Below are 16,363 nucleotides of genomic sequence, written 5' to 3' on the forward strand. Positions count from 1 at the left end.
GCATTGATCTTCTGCGTCTGTTTTACCCTTCTTTGGTGAATAGCAAAAAATCAAAACCCTATTCTGTAGGTTTCATGCATTCAGGAGGTGAAAAACCTCTCTCTAATCAAGAAATCACGGATTCAGGTATTGGGCAACAGCTTCCATGTGGTTTGCGAACCTGTCGTAAGACGGTTGTTCAGGTTGGTATAAACCCGGGAAAAACTGTCAGGTATAATGACTGGTGTCAATACAGGTCGGGCTTTATAATCCTCCCCCAAATTTTATTGAATTTCCCCTGGTAACTTTTTATGGGCTTTAAATGTGGCATCGTTGGTCTGCCCAACGTCGGCAAATCAACACTGTTCAATGCTTTGACCAAAGCGGGTATTGATGCAGAAAATTTCCCTTTCTGTACTATCGAACCAAATGCGGGTGTGGTGGCTATGCCCGATCCTCGTCTGAACAAGTTGGCAGATATCGTAAAGCCTGAGCGCGTACTTCCTACGACTATGGAGTTCGTCGATATTGCCGGTCTGGTAGAAGGGGCCTCAAAAGGTGAAGGTTTGGGTAACAAGTTCCTGGCCAATATTCGTGAAACAGATGCTATCGCTCACGTGGTCCGTTGCTTTGAAAATGACAATGTGATCCACGTAGCCAACAAGATTGATCCTGAAGCTGACATCGACATTATCAATATTGAGCTGGCAATGGCTGATCTGGAAAGCTGTGAAAAGCAACTTCAGAGGGTCGCCCGTGTTGCTAAAAGTGGCGACAAAGAAGCCAAGGCTCAAAAAGCTCTGTTGGAAAGAATTGTTCCTCATCTGGAGGAAGGCAATCCAGTTCGCTCTCTGGAGTTGAATGATGAAGAGCAGGAGTTGGCTAAAACACTCCATCTGTTGACCACCAAACCAACAATGTACATCGCTAACGTCGATGAAGATGGTTTTGAAGATAACCCGTATCTGGATGTTGTTCGTGGCATTGCCGAGAGCGAAGGTTCCGTAGTCGTAACCGTTTGCAACAAGCTGGAAGCTGAAATTGCTGAGCTGGAAGATGATGAGCGGGATGAGTTTCTGGCGGATCTGGGTATGGAAGAGCCGGGTCTGGACCGTGTGATTCGTGGTGGTTATGAGCTTCTGGGACTGCAGACCTACTTTACTGCCGGTGTTAAAGAAGTTCGTGCCTGGACGGTGAAGATCGGAGCAACGGCTCCTCAGGCAGCAGGTGTCATTCACACCGACTTTGAGCGTGGTTTTATTCGCGCAGAAGTGACGGCTTACGACGAGTTTGTTCAGTACAACGGTGAGCAGGGTGCCAAGGAAGCAGGTCGTCTGAGAGTGGAAGGCAAGGACTACATCGTTAAAGATGGCGATGTTATGCACTTTCGTTTCAACGTCTGATTCAGCAGGAGCTGCCTGATATCTCAGGCAGCTCTATCATTCATCGGGCTGCAATGTCTGCCCGTTGATAGCTATTCAACAGTTGCATGATTTTAAACTCCTCTGCAACTCTTAGCTGTTCTTCTTTTGTGTTGACCAACCTGTCTTCGGATTCCCTGATCGTGCGCTTTGCTGCAGAGTAACCTTTCAGAGCTCGTCCTTCCTTGCCGTGCGCCAATTCAAAAGCCAGTGTCTCTGCATTGATTTGAGCTTCTTTCAGGCTGATGCGGGTATCATTGTCTGCTATCTGATCAACCAATAGTTGGGTGACAAACGTCATGGCATCGCTCACAGAGGTTGATGCTTCAGCGGGTGCTGTACCTGCGTCATAGAGTGGCGGAGGATCTATGGTAGCAGCTGTGACAGAGTGTAGAGGGTGTGGATCCTGATGACTGTAAGCTGGTGGCAGGTTCTCATAGTCTGGTAGTCCGGCTGTTATGACATCAGAAGAGGCAAGTGCTTCAGGGTAATGGGTGCCAGTATCGGAGCTTGAGAGTCTCTGAGTGTATTCAGGATAAGGGTCTAGCTCGGTATAGGTAGGCAGAGCATACTCTTGATGACTCGCAGTTTGTTGGTCATCAGAAGTCTGATAGAGGGGCTCTGTTTCTGGTGGCGTGGCAGTGCTTGCTGGCTGGCGGCTTTCATTGTGAGTGGATCGATCCAGATTTGCCTGCAGGCGGGTACGACCGGATTTCAGTTGAATCAGCTCTTCATGAAGGAATGACAGCCGTTGGGAGTGTAAAAGTTCAGCGGTATCGTACTGGACTTCTTTTTCTCTGATATAGGCTTCACTGCCGTACAGGCCCATATCTTGCAAATCTTGTTGATGGCTGGCTTCACTGTCTCTGGCTCTGACCAGTTGCTGCTGTAGGCTTTTCTGCTGGGAAGCCAGGGAACTGTCTCTGCTTTGAGCCCGGGACTCCGGATTCTGAATCCAGTCATAGTAAGCGTAAAGCCCGGTAGCAATACTTGAGATGGTCAGCCCTCCACCCACAGCGATGAGAGCTGGATTTAAGGTCGCAATGCCTGCCCCCAGAGTGGCTACTCCACCGGCAAGTTCTGCGCCACTCAGGCTGGCCAGGGCCACCTGGAAGGTGGGGGAGTCCTGGTATTGCCAATAGCGCAGGGCATCAAAGTTTAGTGTCTCATGAAGGCTGTAGAGAGGATCATAAACCTGCTGATAGCCCACCGCTTTGTCGCCTGAAAGCATCATCACCGGGGCTGCCGGTTGCTCCAGGGTTACCGGTTGGCCAAAGGCTTCCTGTGAGGCCTGTAAGCCAATGATGTTCCAGCGATGACTAATGAATGAGCAGCCAGGCTCTGCCTGATAAGCAGAGGCATCGGTTGCCTGGCCAAGAAACTGATTAACTTCTGAGCAATAGGCGGCGGCATCAGCTCTGCTTGCCGTCCATGGGGGTTGCAGCGAGTCTGTATGGCCCTGAGCCAGCTGGGCATTCAAGATCAGATGGTTTTGATCCAGATAATAATACTCAGTCAAAAAGTGGGTCTTATCAGGGCGCTGTGCCTGGGCGCTGATCAGAGCGTCAGTAGCGTTATACTGGGAGCCTTTCGTCAGGCCGGGGTAGGCAGTTTCTCTCCCCTTTTCAGAAGGTAATATCAGGTAGCGGACCAGTAATGGGCTGCCATCCTGATCTTCCGTTAAAACAGAGCAGGCTTTGATGGCGCCATGTTCATTGAAAGTCCATTCATGCTGATCTGCAAAAACCCCCGATGCAGGTAAAAGGGTGAGCAGTAATAATGAGAGTTTCTTTCTTATAATGTGATGTCCAAATGTCATTTTTTTTCTCCGTAGTTTTCTTGAATCTGGACGTTGGATTAATGCCGGGCCATTAAGTTCTGAATCGGGCCGTTGAATCGCTATAGACATTGGTCTTATCTATTAAAGATTGATTAAAAACAGCAACAGTAAGTTGTGGGAAAAACAACAGGCTTTGAATTCAGAGGCTGATCCCCTTTCTGCAGAAATACGAAACAGGCTAGGGGTTTTCTGAAAGTTCCCAAAAAAGCGGCTTAAACAGTTGACAGGACAGCGTTAAATCCTGAAAATGCGCACCATCTTTCGGCGGCTAGGTAGCTCAGTTGGTTAGAGCACAGCACTCATAATGCTGGGGTCGGCAGTTCGAATCTGCCCCTAGCTACCACGTTAAATGTCAATCAGCCAATTGACACAACGCAGTAACATGGTAACGTCGAAAACGTCTCAAAGAGACATCAGCTGGGGTGTCGCCAAGCGGTAAGGCATCAGGTTTTGATCCTGACATGCGGGGGTTCGAATCCCTCCACCCCAGCCATTTTCCTGTTGCTCTGTAATGATTTAAACCGGTTGACAATGAACGGATAAATCAACAGAATGACGAACCAAATTGATGGCTAGGTAGCTCAGTTGGTTAGAGCACAGCACTCATAATGCTGGGGTCGGCAGTTCGAATCTGCCCCTAGCTACCATCATTTGTTGGGGTGTCGCCAAGCGGTAAGGCATCAGGTTTTGATCCTGACATGCGGGGGTTCGAATCCCTCCACCCCAGCCATCTATTAAAGCCTGACTGATTTCAGTCGGGCTTTTTTAGTTTCAACGGTTTTGTAATCACCCTCTTCTATCTTCCAGGGTAAAGTCAGATATGTCTGGTTGATGACTGTTTGATTCTCCCACATTCATTTTTGCAGCTCTGGGCATGATAGCCTGTCGAAATTTTCACCTGTTGTAATTGCGGATGGTCAATCACTCGAAACATCAAGATAATTCCATCGATGTGCAGGTGTGATCCAATAAAGAATAATTTTATATCTTCCAAGAAAAAGCGCTCGAGCCATTTTCTTAAAAAGCTATCGTCTTGAACTCTGTGGTTTTACCGTGGAATTGATTTCTTTCTTAAGTGGAGCGAAATCATATTTTTGCGCTCATGGCAGTTTAGAGCGACCGATCGCTTCTTTTGGAGAAAGTGATCAAGGGCGCGAATTTGTTTTAAATCTGCATATGTATTGATAGATGAGTTGGGGCAACCCATATTTTACTGACCTGAAACTCCATTGATTTGAGGCTTGTTTTGGATTTTATACTCACCCTTGACTGGGGTATTTTGCTGTTTTTTATTGCGGTGCTTGCCGGGTTTGTTGACTCTATTGCCGGAGGTGGTGGGTTGATTACGGTGCCAGCATTGATGGCAGTGGGGTTGTCGCCTGCACAGGCCCTGGCTACCAACAAGCTCCAGAGTACCGGAGGCTCTTTTTCTGCCAGTGTTTATTTTGTCAGAAGAGGCTTGGTGAATCTCAAAGCCATGCGCTTTGCCATTTTCATGACCTTTGTGGGCAGCGCATTAGGCACGATTCTGGTTCAGATGATAGATGCCTCTGTACTAAAGCAAATCATTCCTTTTCTGTTATTGGGTATAGCTGCTTACTTTATTCTTTCTCCCAGCGCCCGTAAAACTGAGACCTCTTCTGCCCGAATGAGTCTGATAGCCTTTGCCTGCACAGCTGGACTGGGAGTGGGCTTTTATGATGGTTTCTTTGGACCGGGCACAGGCTCCTTCTTCGCTATCGCTTTTGTCAGCCTACTGGGCTATTCCCTGACCATGGCAACGGCTCACACTAAGGTTTTGAACTGTACCAGTAACGCGGCTTCTCTGTTGTTCTTCATTCTGGGTGGCCAGGTTGTATGGGCTGTAGGAGGGATTATGCTGGTAGGTCAATTTATTGGTGCCAGGCTCGGATCAAGAATGGTTGTGAAGCGTGGGCAGCAGATCATTCGTCCCATGATCGTCATCATTTCCCTGTTGATGACCGGCAAACTCATGTGGGACGAGTACGGTTACTTACTATTTTAACGGTTTTTCTGCGCGGGTGGCGGTTTAGCGTTATTATTCATAGCCCGTACCGTCATGAACTGCTAGTCTTGCAGGCTTATGGCTGGTTTCAGTCAAGAATAACGTCACTCAAGTGTTTGAATGGACAGCAGTTGGCTCAGTGCATTGTTCGGGGGGCTCTATCTTACCCTGATCATCGCCTTTGGAATTCACGTCATTATGCAGCGCAGGCCGGTAGGGGTGACTCTGGCCTGGATATTATTACTGTTTATTCTGCCAATAGCCGGTTTCTTCTTTTATCTTCTTTTTGGTTCGAGGCGTTTGGGATCCAGAAGGCTAAAACGTCTGGAGCATTTGTACCCTGACTACGAGCAGTGGTCGAGCCATCTATCCAGAATGATCACCCAGAGGCAGGTTGAGTGCCCCTCCCATACGCCTCACACAGGTATCTACAAACTGGCAGAGCAGACTCTGGGTATCCCCGTGCTGCCCTGCAGCAAGCTGCAGCTGTTTCATGAAACCGATACGATTCTTCATGGGTTGCTGCAGGATATAGAAAAAGCTGAGCACAGTATTGTTCTGGAGTTTTATATCTGTGAGCCCAAGGGGCGTATCAAGGTTCTGGCAGAAGCACTGATCAGGGCAGCCCGGCGCGGTGTTGACTGTATGGTGATACTCGATGCAGTGGGCAGCCGTCAGTTTCTCCGGGGGGAGTGGTCTAGACGATTTCGTCTGGAAGGTATCAGTGTGACAGAGTCCATGCCCGTTGGCCTGTTAAGGATGTTGTTTGAACGGGTTGATATTCGCAACCATCGTAAAATTCTGGTGATTGATGATGAGATTGCCTGGAGTGGCAGTTTCAACCTGGTCGATCCGGTCCATTTTCGTCAGGCGGCGAATGTAGGGCAATGGGTTGATGCTATGGTCCGGGTGGAGGGTATACCGGCCCATGTTATGGCGGTGATTGCCCATTGGGATAAAGCCCTTGAGACCGGTGAAAAGCACTCGTCGTTTAACGCTACCTATGAATTTCCTCCTTCCTATCTGAGTTGTTATATCGGGGCTGATGTTCACGTGCTGCCTTCGGGACCGGGGGTTGATCGGGAAAGACTTCATCAGGTTCTGCTGACGGCTATTTATGAAAGCAAGGAAGAGCTGCTGATATCCACACCTTATTTTGTTCCGGACGAGTCATTACTGACGGCTTTAAAGTCAGCTGCCATGAGAGGGGTTGATGTACAGTTACTGGTTCCGCACAGGAACGACTCAAGAATGGTGCACTATGCCAGCCGTTCCTACTATGAAGATCTTTTGAATGCCGGTGTGAAAATATTGCAATTTAAGGGTGGGTTGTTACACACCAAGTGTGTATTAGTTGACCGCTCAACCATTCTTTTTGGCACGGTAAATCTGGACATGCGCAGTGTCTGGCTGAACTATGAAGTGACCATGATTATCTACGACAAGGCCTTTGGGCAAACCATGGCGACCTTGCTGGATCAGTATATGCAGAGTTCCGAACGTGTTCGTTTGAGCCTGTGGAGTCGGAGATCTGTGACCAAACGATTTCTGGAAAGTCTGTTTAAACTGTTAAGCCCTTTGCTGTAATCCAATTGACAGTCAGCAAACGGAAATACTGTTAAATTTTTATAACAGTGAAACTTTTCTGAGTTTCTTCTCGTAGCTAGAGATGAAGGCTACTGGAGCTTTCACAAAAAACTTTATGGAAGACGAGAATAAACATCATGAAAAGAACAATTCTGGCTGTCGCTGCAGGTATGATTCTGGGCTCTCAACCGGTTCTAGCGGAAGATGATCATTTTAAAGGTTACTACCCTCACGCAGCTGCCACTTATGAAGTAACCGTTACTAATATTACCAGGGGGCAGTCGTTTACTCCGGTTCTGGCTGCAACCCACAGAAACAGTTTTCGTCTGTTTCAGTTAGGACAACCGGTATCGGATGAGTTGTCTCAACTGGCTGAAGGCGGAGACATCAATCCTTTGAAGACCACGCTGGATGCTTCCTATAGAAGTGTCAGTAATACGGCTTCAACAGCAGGTTTATTGAATCCCGGGCAGTCCACTACTTTTGAAATCCAGGCGGGTCATGGGGTTAAGCGCCTCAGTTTAGCGGCCATGCTGATTCCCACCAATGACACATTTGTATCCCTGAGCGCTGTTAAGCTGCCTAAGTATGGTTCAAAGACCTATCGTGCTTCAGCGTATGATGCGGGTTCTGAGCCCAATGACGAGTTGTGTGCCAATATTCCCGGGCCTGTATGCGGTGGTAGTGGTGTGTCAGCGGGAGAGTCTGGCGAAGGCTTTGTTCACATCAGTGCAGGTATTCATGGTGAGGCTGATCTTGCCCGTTCCGCTTATGATTGGAGAGAGTCTGTTGCTACAGTAACCGTACGTCGGGTATACAAATAGACTAATGCGAAGCATCAGGTAAAAGCAGTACCTGGTGCATACTCATTTCGCTATACAGATTGAGATGATTAAAATAAGATCAGGGAACAATATCAGCGGATAATAAATAGAATGATGGGAGCACTCGCAGATATATTGGTCACCGTTTTGCTCCTGGCCTGGCCAATGGTATTAATGATGTCGCCAGTGGCATTTGATAATCCGTATGGAGACGCGAAAAAACAGGTTGTCCTGCTTTTGGGGATGATGGGTTACCCCGTGCCCATATTTGGATTGTATTGGCTTTTTGGCGCCAGTTATTTTGGGATTTCTGGTCTGGCCTGTTTGCTTATTTCTATTATGGCTGTGCTTTTTGCTATGCACTTTCTGGGCTACCTGAAATGGATTTTTAAATCGGAATCTGTGTAAGTCGAGTGTTTTAAAAAAGATTAAAGTGAAGTGGGTCACACTTTGTTTATTTGAATTGTTCAATTCTCCTGTGGCATTCTGTCAGCTCATCCAGAGTCAGTCATTATGAGTGCTCAAATATGGTGGTCACAAAACCAAGAATAAAATATCAGCTACTCGCTAGACTGATTATCACCTTTTTCATTTTCTCCCTTCCCGCTGCAGGAACTGCCATGTCTATTTTTGATGCAGGAAAAGCCTGTATAGCTTCAGCCATTAAAGTCCAGGTTATTAAAAATGGTGAACCTGTCAGAAATGCCCATGTTATCCGGGAGGTAGACTGGCATAACGTAGGCAAGGAGAGCGACTCTGCAACCACTGACAGTGAGGGGGTCTTTGAGTTACCCGCTCTTTACATGCGTTCCATTACCAGAAGTCTGTTGCCTCTGGAATTTGTTGCTACGACACAAATCAAGCTGGATGTAGGGGGTGAAATCTACGAAATTCTCTACGCTGCTAAGAGAACGGAAGCGCCCAATGATGAATTTGGGGGTAAACAGGGCGTCTTTAAATGTGATTTGAATCAGGTAGAAGAAGAGCTTCATCGTTTTGGAGCAAGCATTCTCGATACCCGTTGTACATTTAACTTATAAATTGGGGATTGTTTGAAAGGGAGTTTTCAACATGGCTGTTCTTTCTGCCAGTGCTGTTAGTCAAATGGCATCTGACGTTTATATAGTAAAAAGCGATAACCTTGATCCTAAAGATAATCCGGATTTGAAGCGTGTTCTGAAAGCGAACCGGCAGTACTTTGACCTGGGAATGGAAAACAAAATTGAGGGCAAGTCCGGAGGTTTGATTATTAATAAAACCTCCGGATTTGGCATTGTTTCCCAGGGGAAAGGTGTTTATTCCAGAGACGCATTTATTATCCTGAGAGGGACGGCTTCAGGTTACGATGTATTAACGGATCTAAATGCTGGCTTCTCCAGTTCGGTGGGCGGCAATACTGTTCATCTCGGTTTCAACAATACCTTCAAAACCATTCGGCCCCAGCTTGAAAGGTTTTTTGATCAGCAGAAAAGTCCGATCACAGCAGTACATTGTATAGGACATAGTTTGGGCGGCGCGCTGGCTAGTCTTGCGGCTGAGTGGGCTACTCAGACTCGCCGGGCCAGCCAGGTAAACCTGTATACATTTGGCTGTCCCAGAGTGGGAATGGAAGGGTTTGTCAGGCGCTTTGAAGACCGGATTCAGGGCGGCAGTATTTTTCGGGTTTATCATCGCACTGATCCTATTCCCATGGTACCCATCTGGCCATTTATGCACCTTCAGGATGAGGGTATTTATTCGATCCCCAGTCCCGGACAATTTATTAGTCCCGAATACCATAAAATGGCTAATTACATTAACAGTGTTGGTAATAAAAGCTGGGAAGTCCTGGAGGCACTCTATGATGAGTCGGTTGAAGATTCAGTGATAGAGAGGTGGTTGTCTTCAGACAGCTTTGTGAGTCTGACAGCGAATACGTTGAGAATGTTTGGCAGTGCCATCAGTTATGTGATCAGGAAGGTACTAAAGGCCGCAGCGATCACCATTCAGACCGTTTTCGGGGCAGGAACCACGCTGCTTGATCAGCTGGCTTATATATTGAATCGGGGTCTTAGTGTGGCAGAGGCTGTTTCCGGATGGGTGATCAGTCTGGTGAGAAAGATGGCCCGTGCATTGGGCATAGGTCTGAGAGAGGGCAAAAACATGACGCTGCAGTTTATTCGTTATGTGCTCAATTCCCTGTCAAACTATGTGCGCCAGCTGGTGCAGAAATCCATCGACTTTATTACCGGTTAAGAACCGCTTCTGTCATACAGGTAAGGGTTCTTAACCGAAAAAGGGCGTCTTATTTATAGACTTCCAGAGACTCAACGGTCATAGCGTACAGGGTTTCTGTATATTCTGACTGATTGGTCTCAACATGCAGGGTGCCTACCAGCCAGTAGGGGGTGTAACCTGCTTCTTCGACTTTGATGCCTTCCTCACCTTTTTTGAATTTCACATAAATGGTCTGATTGGGCGGCGGCGGTGGAACGTGTACACAAGCACCCATGGTCGGTACCAGCAACAGCTCTGTCGCTTTCTGGTTTTTATCCAGGTTGAGTGGCACCAGATATCCTGGGATTTTGACCGTGCGCTTGTCCAGTTTTTCAACAGGAGTCTGACCCAGCTTATCCAGGTAGGAAATGACGTCAGCCCTTTCCATTTTTCCGGCCTGGTAGCGGTCAATGACTTTCTGATCCGGTGCTGGCATCAGCTCGTCCCAGGTGATTTCTTTGACTTTAGCTTCGACTTTAGCTTCGACTTTAGCTTCAACTTTAGCTGCCGGTTTTTCTACCGGCTTGGCCTGAACGGCAACCACTGGCAACAGAGCCAGCAGTGTCGTCAGTATTAAGGATTTTCCTGCTTTCATCACGATTTCCATTATTAAACTCTTATGGTCAGACCATCGGCGAGTGAGTTCTTATAAGCGCGCCAGGCGGGAATTACTCCCAGAATAACGGCGCAGACAACAATCATTCCGGCCAGAGACCCTTCGAATGTGCCCGGAGCACTGATGGCCAGATGCAGCCCCAGCATTTGTTGTACAACGGGTTGAACAGCGAACAGCAATCCATACAGGATAAGGAAACCCAACAGGGTTCCGGCTATGGCATAAACGACGGATTCCGTGATCATCAATGTGAAAATATGGACAGGCCTTGCCCCGACAGAGCGGAGAATAGCCATTTCACGACGTCTTTCGTTCAGGGAGGTAAGAATGGTTGTCAGCATTCCCATCAAACCCGCCAGTACGACCATGACGGAAACAACCAGCAATGCTTTTTCGGCAGTGCCTACCAGCTGCCAGAGCTCCTGCAGAGCAACCCCGGGGAGAATGGCTGTCATGGCTTCCTGACGATACTCATTCACTTTTCGCTGGTAACGGAAGGCTGAAATTCTTGATTTCAAACCCACAAAGTAAGCCGTGACACTGGTTGGGTTCAGGTCCATGGCCTCAGCCTGTTCAGCGGAAACCGAGAACGCAGCAATGGGTGGAGCACCATTTGCCCAGTCAATGTGCAGGGCTTCAATCCCCTGCAGTGAAATCATGATCACTCTGTCCATCGGAGTGCCAGTCGGTTTGAGAATGCCGGTCACTGTGAATGGTTTATCATCGTGAGATTGCAGACTTTTCCTTTCTACACCGTGGCTAAGAGCGATTTTCTCTCCCGCTTTATAGCCAAGGCTGGCAGCCACCTCTGATCCAAGTACAGCGTCGTACAAAGCATTGAAAGGTTGACCGTCGGACAGTTGAATGGACTCGTCGTCACCGTATTTGAAGTGGTTGAACATGCCATGGGTCGTGCCCACCACTCGATAACCATGATGAGAATCACCCAGAGCAATGGGAACAGACCAGGCGACGGCTGGGTCGGAAGTCAGGTCCTGGTAGGTTTCCCAGGTTATATTGTTGGTGGCATTACCGATATGGAAAACAGAATACAGCAGCAGATTCATGGAGCTGCTTCTGGCGCCGACGATCAGGTCAGTACCCGATACGGTGTTGGTAAAGCTGTTCTTGGCTTCGACCCGAATGCGCTCAACACCCAATAGCAAAGCAACGCTGACAGCAATAGAGAAAATGGTCAGCAGTGCCGTTGTTTTACGATTTTTCAGACTCTTCAGAGCCAGACCTAGAATCGACATCAAGCCACCTCTATTGCTGGGTTAACAGGAGAGGTTGTTTTTTTACACTGGCTTGCCCGGTTGATCTCATTCAGTGCAATACTGCGATCAAACAAAGCTTCAAGGCCCTGATCATGGCTGACAAACAGCAAGGTATTACCGGCGGACTCACATTCTGTGAACAACAGATTGATGAAAGCTTCGCGGGTGTCTGTGTCCAGAGCCGAAGTGGGTTCGTCGGCTATGATCAGATCGGGTTTTCCGATTAAAGCCCTGGCCGCAGCCACTCGCTGTTGTTGTCCAATACTGAGTTCTGTGACCGGACGATGCAGTAATGAATCATCCAGTTCCAGATGTTTTAGCAACCTTCTGGCTTCGTCCTGCTCACTGGCCGCGCTGTCAGCGAGGTTGCTTTTGCGCTCATTGGCAAAGCTCAGGGGCAGGGTGACATTCTCTATCACTGAGAGATAGGGAATGAGGTTGAACATCTGGAAGATAAAGCCAATATGATCAGCACGGAAGCGGTCGCGCTGCACCGGGGAAAGGCGACTAATGTCGTTCCCCAGTACTTTAACCTGTCCCCGCTCTGATGTGATTACGCCACCGAGCAGTCCCAATAGAGTGGTTTTGCCAGAGCCGGACGGGCCCCTGACAAAGACCTTTTCACCTCTGGAAACAGTCAGTTCAGGAATATCCAGGACCGGTATTCCTGCTTTCCAGCTGAACTCGACAGCACTGAGTTCAATGACGTGAGAGCGGGAGTCAGTCATTTTAGAAGCGAACCTCTGGCTTGCTCTTGGTCATTTCGGCAGCGGCCTGACCTTTCTGGGTAAAGCCCTGGACGCTTAGGGATTCACTGCGCTCGAACACTTCAAATATTGAGGTGCTGATGGTCTTTAACTGATTGGCATTGCCGCACTCAAAGACATAAGTGGCAGAGATATCCATGTGTCCGCCTTCTTCCTCATGTCCATGCTCGTCGTGACCGTCATGCGAGGCGTGCTCATCATCATGATGCTCGTCGTGACTGTCGTGAGAGGCATGCTCATCATGACCATGATCATCGTCATGAGCTTTCTTATGACCATCGTCGTGAGGACCATGATCATCATGAGCTTCTTTGTGGCCATGATCGTGATCTTCAGAGCCTGAAGTAGCCTTGGCACTGACCAGTTTGCAGGAAGCTGCCGGAGTCATGCTCCAGAGGCTGGATGCTTCAAGCTTTTCCAGGGCTTCATGAAGCTGGTGGCGTTGCTTGTCATTGGTAATGCTCTCAAAGCCCAGTACATCATTGGCTGGCATTTTCAGTTCGAGATGAACTTCTGAGCCTTCAACCGCAAAATTCAGTTCACCATGGCCATGAACATGGGCGTCTACATGACGTTGCTCTTGGGCAGAAACAGTCAGGGACAAAACACCGCAGGCAATACCAGCAGCCAGTTTGGTAAAAGTGTGCATAATTCACTCGTCTGATTATTTAATAGAATTTTTTAGTATTTATTAATGGCATCAGACAAGGACGGGTGGGGCTCTAGTCAGTCTTTTGGTCGGTGTTTCTGAAGAGGAACTGCAGACTCTTTCACTACTGCTGTAGGGTGAGCAGAATGTGTTGCCCGAAGTAAAGAAGTTCAGTGAAGGTGGTGCCTGGGAGGTCAGTTGACAGCCCGCTGAATGGTGCTGGTCTGAGTGCCAGTGTTCGGCATGGTCATTCAGCGACAGTTTAGAGAACAGGCCGGAAGCGTGGGCGCTGAAATCTTTGTGAACTTCGTGGGTATGGCTGACAGAATACTGGATAACCAATAAATAAACGACGGCCAGCAGGCAGAATCGGAAAGGATTCAGTCTGTGTCTGTGGGCTGTCTTTATCAGGCTTATAGTCAGCATTCAGTTGTGTGATTTGCACGTGTGTTTTAATTGCTCGAATTATTCTCCAAAGCACTAACAAAAAGCAATGCTATAACATGAAATCATTTGCGTTTATCCGAACTTCTAATCATTTCCATTCGGGGAGTAGCGAAGTCACCGTGCGTCATTCATGAAGGGGGTAGGTTTATGACGGTAATGAGAGTGTACTGCCTATACTTTGGCACTGGGTAGAGTCTCTTCTGGAGTGATCTGAATGAGTGAAAGTACGAAGTCCCGTATTTTTTTGCCGGGTGAGGCAGAGTCTTTCTGGCAACCCGAGCCTGCGAATGGATTTGTGGAACTCAGGGTGTCAGAGCACAATGCGATCACTTCTGATCGTTTCGAAACGGGTATCCAGGTTGTGGCTCCTGGTGGTTATGTCAGGGAGCATCAACATAATGATCAGGAAGAGCTCATTCTTGTCTACGAAGGCGAAGGGGTTGCATTGCTGGAGGGGAAGGAATATCCCATGTGCAGTGGTGCCACTATTTATCTGGCTCCCCACAGTCGGCATAAGTTCACCAACACCGGTAAAAGCCCATTAAAGTTTTTCTGGGTCTTCATGCCAAAAGGGCTTGCGGACTTCTTTATTCGTATTGGGCGCCCTAAAAAACCGGAGGATAAAGTTCCTGGTCACTTCCCACGCCCTGAAGGTGTGAAAGGGATTGAGCGGAACACGGTCTTTGGAGATTGGGAGGATTAAGTATGCCTTTTGCCCATATAGAGAATGAACCTCCGCTGTATTATGAAAAAATTGGGAAAGGTAAATTGCTGGTTCTTGTGACCGGGCTGAATGGCAATGCTTCTTTCTGGTTTGCCCAGTGCAAGGCCTTGATCAGCACTCACCAGGTGATTGTTTATGATCAGAGAGGTACAGGGCAAAGTCCTTTGAGATTGGCGGAAACTTCTATAAAACAGATGACCGATGACTTGCTTGGTTTGATGGATTTTCTGAACATTGAGGTGGCCGATATTATTGGCCATTCGCTGGGTGGAGCCATTGCACAAAATCTGGCTCTGTCTTCTCCCAGCCGAGTAGACCGGTTGGTTCTGAGTTCAAGCTGGTCACGGCCTGACCTCAGGTTTCTTCGTCTGTATGAATTACGCTCAGCATACCTGAAAGAGTTTGGTGCCCTGGCTTATTTGAAGACCAATCCTCTGTTTCTTTACCCCGCCTGGTGGCTGAGGCAGCATCCCGAATTGTTGAATATAAATGAAGGCGATGTTGCCCGTTTGATGCCGGATCAGTCTGCAACCCTGGCCAGAATGGAGGTACTGTCTGAATTTCAGAGTTTTGAGTCGTTGTCTGATATTCGGTCTTCGACCCTGGTGATGGGGGCAGATGACGATATGGTGACCCCGACTTCTATGCAGGAAGAGCTAGTTGAATGCATCCCTGATGCCAAGATCAAATTGTTTTCCAGGGGCGGGCATTTTTACCCGCAAGTCAGGGCCGAGGCATTCAACCAGGCTGTTTTGCAATTTCTCAACGGTACTGAGTGATTCAGTTTCCAGAATAGATAGCGTTATAGACGGCACCTATCAAGTTGGCGTCGTTTTTAAAATGGGCTACTTCTATATTGAGACTGATAGCCAGATTGCGTCTGAGCTGGTTAATGACTTCCAGAGACTGAATGACTTCATCCTTGAAAGCAGAACGCTCAGTAATGCCTCCGGATAAGAGGATTTTCTCAGGGTCATAAACACTCTGCAGGTTTGTCAGTAGTACGGCCAGATGATGGTAGAAAGATTGAACAGCTTGCAGGCAAACCGTATTTCCCTGTTCTGCCAGCTGAAAAACCTCTTCGCCTGATACAGTCCGGTTTAATAACTCAGATACATTTCTGACTAAACTTCCTGTGGCACAGAGTTCACTGAATCCTTTGATGGACTGTGTGCTGTGATCGTATTGAATCATCATACCGAACTCGCCACCGTAGAGGTTGGCTCCTTTGTGGAGCTGCCTGTTCTTGATGATAGCTCCACCTATGCCAGTACCTAAGACAACAAATAAGACATCCTGGCAATCAGAAGCAGCGCCCTGCCAGATTTCTGCCAAAGCAGCACAGTTGGCATCATTTTCTATGGAGACTGGCAGGCCGAGTCTATCTTCAAGAGCGTCCCTGATATTGGGCCCATGCAGGTAAGTGAGTGCTGAACAACCGTCGATGGTTCCATCGGACTTGGGAAGTCCGGGGGTGCTTAATGCCAAACCTTTGATGACTGATTTTTCTGGCAGAGACTCATAAAATGACTGGATCAGTGCGTAAAGTTCACTGACATTGTCGTTTGGTGTGGGGGCTTTGTCTTTTGTGAATATTTTACCGTGCTTGTTAACCAGAGCCCTTTTGACAAAGGTGCCCCCCAGATCGATGGCCAGATACATATTTTTCTTCTTCTAATGGGTGATCCTGAAGGCCATGGTAGCATAAATGAAATCGCTTTCATTTTGCTTCAGGCGATACATAGCTGAACATTTAATGATTCCAGTGCGCATGCCTTCGAATGATGGAGCGGGCCAGCCAGAGCAGAAACAATGTGAACAGCATGGGTTTGAAACAGTATTGAGTAATCTATGATTATCTATCATAATCTCACACTATGGATAAGAGATTAGTCAAGATTGGTGAAGCAGCTCGCTTGCTGGGTACTGACCACTCAACATTGAGGAAGT

At 47.9% G+C, this 16,363-nt stretch carries 16 protein-coding genes and 4 tRNA genes; 13 read left to right on the top strand and 7 right to left on the bottom strand.

All coding sequences use genetic code 11. From position 1 onward, the window contains the following. Positions 1 to 290 precede the first annotated feature (290 nt). Positions 291 to 1,382 (top strand): redox-regulated ATPase YchF, encoded by a 1,092-nt coding sequence (gene ychF / locus ACR2PX_RS22780; protein WP_434001646.1) that lies wholly within the window; start codon positions 291 to 293, stop codon positions 1,380 to 1,382. A 40-nt stretch (positions 1,383 to 1,422) separates the two neighbouring features. On the opposite strand, the gene ACR2PX_RS22785 is transcribed toward ychF, so the two are convergent. Further along, positions 1,423 to 3,219 (bottom strand): hypothetical protein, encoded by a 1,797-nt coding sequence (locus ACR2PX_RS22785; protein ID WP_434001647.1) that lies wholly within the window; start codon positions 3,217 to 3,219, stop codon positions 1,423 to 1,425. Positions 3,220 to 3,506: 287 nt separating this feature from the next. Here ACR2PX_RS22785 and ACR2PX_RS22790 point away from each other — a divergent pair. The 10 genes from ACR2PX_RS22790 (at position 3,507) to ACR2PX_RS22835 (ending at position 9,912) form a co-directional block, all read left to right on the top strand. Beyond that, positions 3,507 to 3,583 (top strand) — tRNA-Met (locus ACR2PX_RS22790). A 75-nt stretch (positions 3,584 to 3,658) separates the two neighbouring features. Further along, a tRNA-Gln gene (locus ACR2PX_RS22795) sits at positions 3,659 to 3,733 on the top strand. Between the two features lie 77 nt (positions 3,734 to 3,810). Then, positions 3,811 to 3,887 (top strand) — tRNA-Met (locus tag ACR2PX_RS22800). An 8-nt stretch (positions 3,888 to 3,895) separates the two neighbouring features. Next, positions 3,896 to 3,970 (top strand) — tRNA-Gln (locus tag ACR2PX_RS22805). Positions 3,971 to 4,486: 516 nt separating this feature from the next. Then, a complete protein-coding gene (locus ACR2PX_RS22810; RefSeq protein WP_434001648.1) occupies positions 4,487 to 5,266 on the top strand; it encodes a TSUP family transporter in 780 nt (259 codons plus the stop codon). A gap of 120 nt (positions 5,267 to 5,386) precedes the next feature. Then, positions 5,387 to 6,853: a cardiolipin synthase gene (gene cls, locus ACR2PX_RS22815; protein ID WP_434001649.1), complete on the top strand. Its 1,467-nt coding sequence runs from the start codon at positions 5,387 to 5,389 to the stop codon at positions 6,851 to 6,853. Positions 6,854 to 6,990: 137 nt separating this feature from the next. Beyond that, complete coding sequence (locus ACR2PX_RS22820; RefSeq protein ID WP_434001650.1) at positions 6,991 to 7,677, top strand: spondin domain-containing protein; 687 nt, start codon at positions 6,991 to 6,993, stop codon at positions 7,675 to 7,677. Positions 7,678 to 7,788: 111 nt separating this feature from the next. Then, complete coding sequence (locus tag ACR2PX_RS22825; protein WP_434001651.1) at positions 7,789 to 8,085, top strand: hypothetical protein; 297 nt, start codon at positions 7,789 to 7,791, stop codon at positions 8,083 to 8,085. Between the two features lie 212 nt (positions 8,086 to 8,297). Beyond that, complete coding sequence (locus ACR2PX_RS22830; RefSeq protein ID WP_434001652.1) at positions 8,298 to 8,717, top strand: DUF6795 domain-containing protein; 420 nt, start codon at positions 8,298 to 8,300, stop codon at positions 8,715 to 8,717. 31 nt (positions 8,718 to 8,748) lie between these two features. After that, positions 8,749 to 9,912: a lipase family protein gene (locus tag ACR2PX_RS22835; protein WP_434001653.1), complete on the top strand. Its 1,164-nt coding sequence runs from the start codon at positions 8,749 to 8,751 to the stop codon at positions 9,910 to 9,912. Positions 9,913 to 9,961: 49 nt separating this feature from the next. On the opposite strand, the gene ACR2PX_RS22840 is transcribed toward ACR2PX_RS22835, so the two are convergent. Genes ACR2PX_RS22840 through ACR2PX_RS22860 form a run of 5 tightly spaced genes read right to left on the bottom strand, consistent with a single transcriptional unit; the run spans position 9,962 to position 13,668 of the window. Next, positions 9,962 to 10,528: a DUF3299 domain-containing protein gene (locus tag ACR2PX_RS22840; protein ID WP_434001654.1), complete on the bottom strand. Its 567-nt coding sequence runs from the start codon at positions 10,526 to 10,528 to the stop codon at positions 9,962 to 9,964. 14 nt (positions 10,529 to 10,542) lie between these two features. Beyond that, complete coding sequence (locus ACR2PX_RS22845) at positions 10,543 to 11,805, bottom strand: ABC transporter permease (protein ID WP_434001655.1); 1,263 nt, start codon at positions 11,803 to 11,805, stop codon at positions 10,543 to 10,545. Beyond that, positions 11,805 to 12,554, bottom strand: a complete 750-nt coding sequence (locus ACR2PX_RS22850; protein WP_434001656.1) for an ABC transporter ATP-binding protein — start codon at positions 12,552 to 12,554, stop codon at positions 11,805 to 11,807. Before ACR2PX_RS22850 ends, ACR2PX_RS22845 begins: the two co-directional genes overlap by 1 nt. Before the next feature lies 1 nt (position 12,555). Then, positions 12,556 to 13,242 (bottom strand): ZrgA family zinc uptake protein, encoded by a 687-nt coding sequence (locus ACR2PX_RS22855; protein WP_434001657.1) that lies wholly within the window; start codon positions 13,240 to 13,242, stop codon positions 12,556 to 12,558. Positions 13,243 to 13,293: 51 nt separating this feature from the next. Then, positions 13,294 to 13,668: a hypothetical protein gene (locus tag ACR2PX_RS22860; RefSeq protein WP_434001658.1), complete on the bottom strand. Its 375-nt coding sequence runs from the start codon at positions 13,666 to 13,668 to the stop codon at positions 13,294 to 13,296. 235 nt (positions 13,669 to 13,903) lie between these two features. On the opposite strand from ACR2PX_RS22860, the gene ACR2PX_RS22865 reads away from it, so the two are divergent. Next, on the top strand, positions 13,904 to 14,392 hold the full coding sequence (locus tag ACR2PX_RS22865; RefSeq protein ID WP_434001659.1) for a cupin domain-containing protein: 489 nt from the start codon (positions 13,904 to 13,906) through the stop codon (positions 14,390 to 14,392). Between the two features lie 2 nt (positions 14,393 to 14,394). Next, the gene (locus ACR2PX_RS22870) at positions 14,395 to 15,192 is read left to right on the top strand and encodes an alpha/beta fold hydrolase (RefSeq protein ID WP_434001660.1); all 798 of its coding nucleotides are present in this window, start codon (positions 14,395 to 14,397) and stop codon (positions 15,190 to 15,192) included. A gap of 1 nt (position 15,193) precedes the next feature. Here ACR2PX_RS22870 and ACR2PX_RS22875 read toward each other — a convergent pair whose 3' ends face one another. After that, entirely contained in the window at positions 15,194 to 16,075 is an 882-nt protein-coding gene (locus tag ACR2PX_RS22875) for an ROK family protein (RefSeq protein WP_434001661.1), read from the bottom strand. Positions 16,076 to 16,363: the final 288 nt, after the last annotated feature.

The sequence above is a fragment of the Endozoicomonas sp. genome (assembly GCF_051008435.1).
Classification (GTDB): Bacteria; Pseudomonadota; Gammaproteobacteria; order Pseudomonadales; family Endozoicomonadaceae; genus Endozoicomonas_A.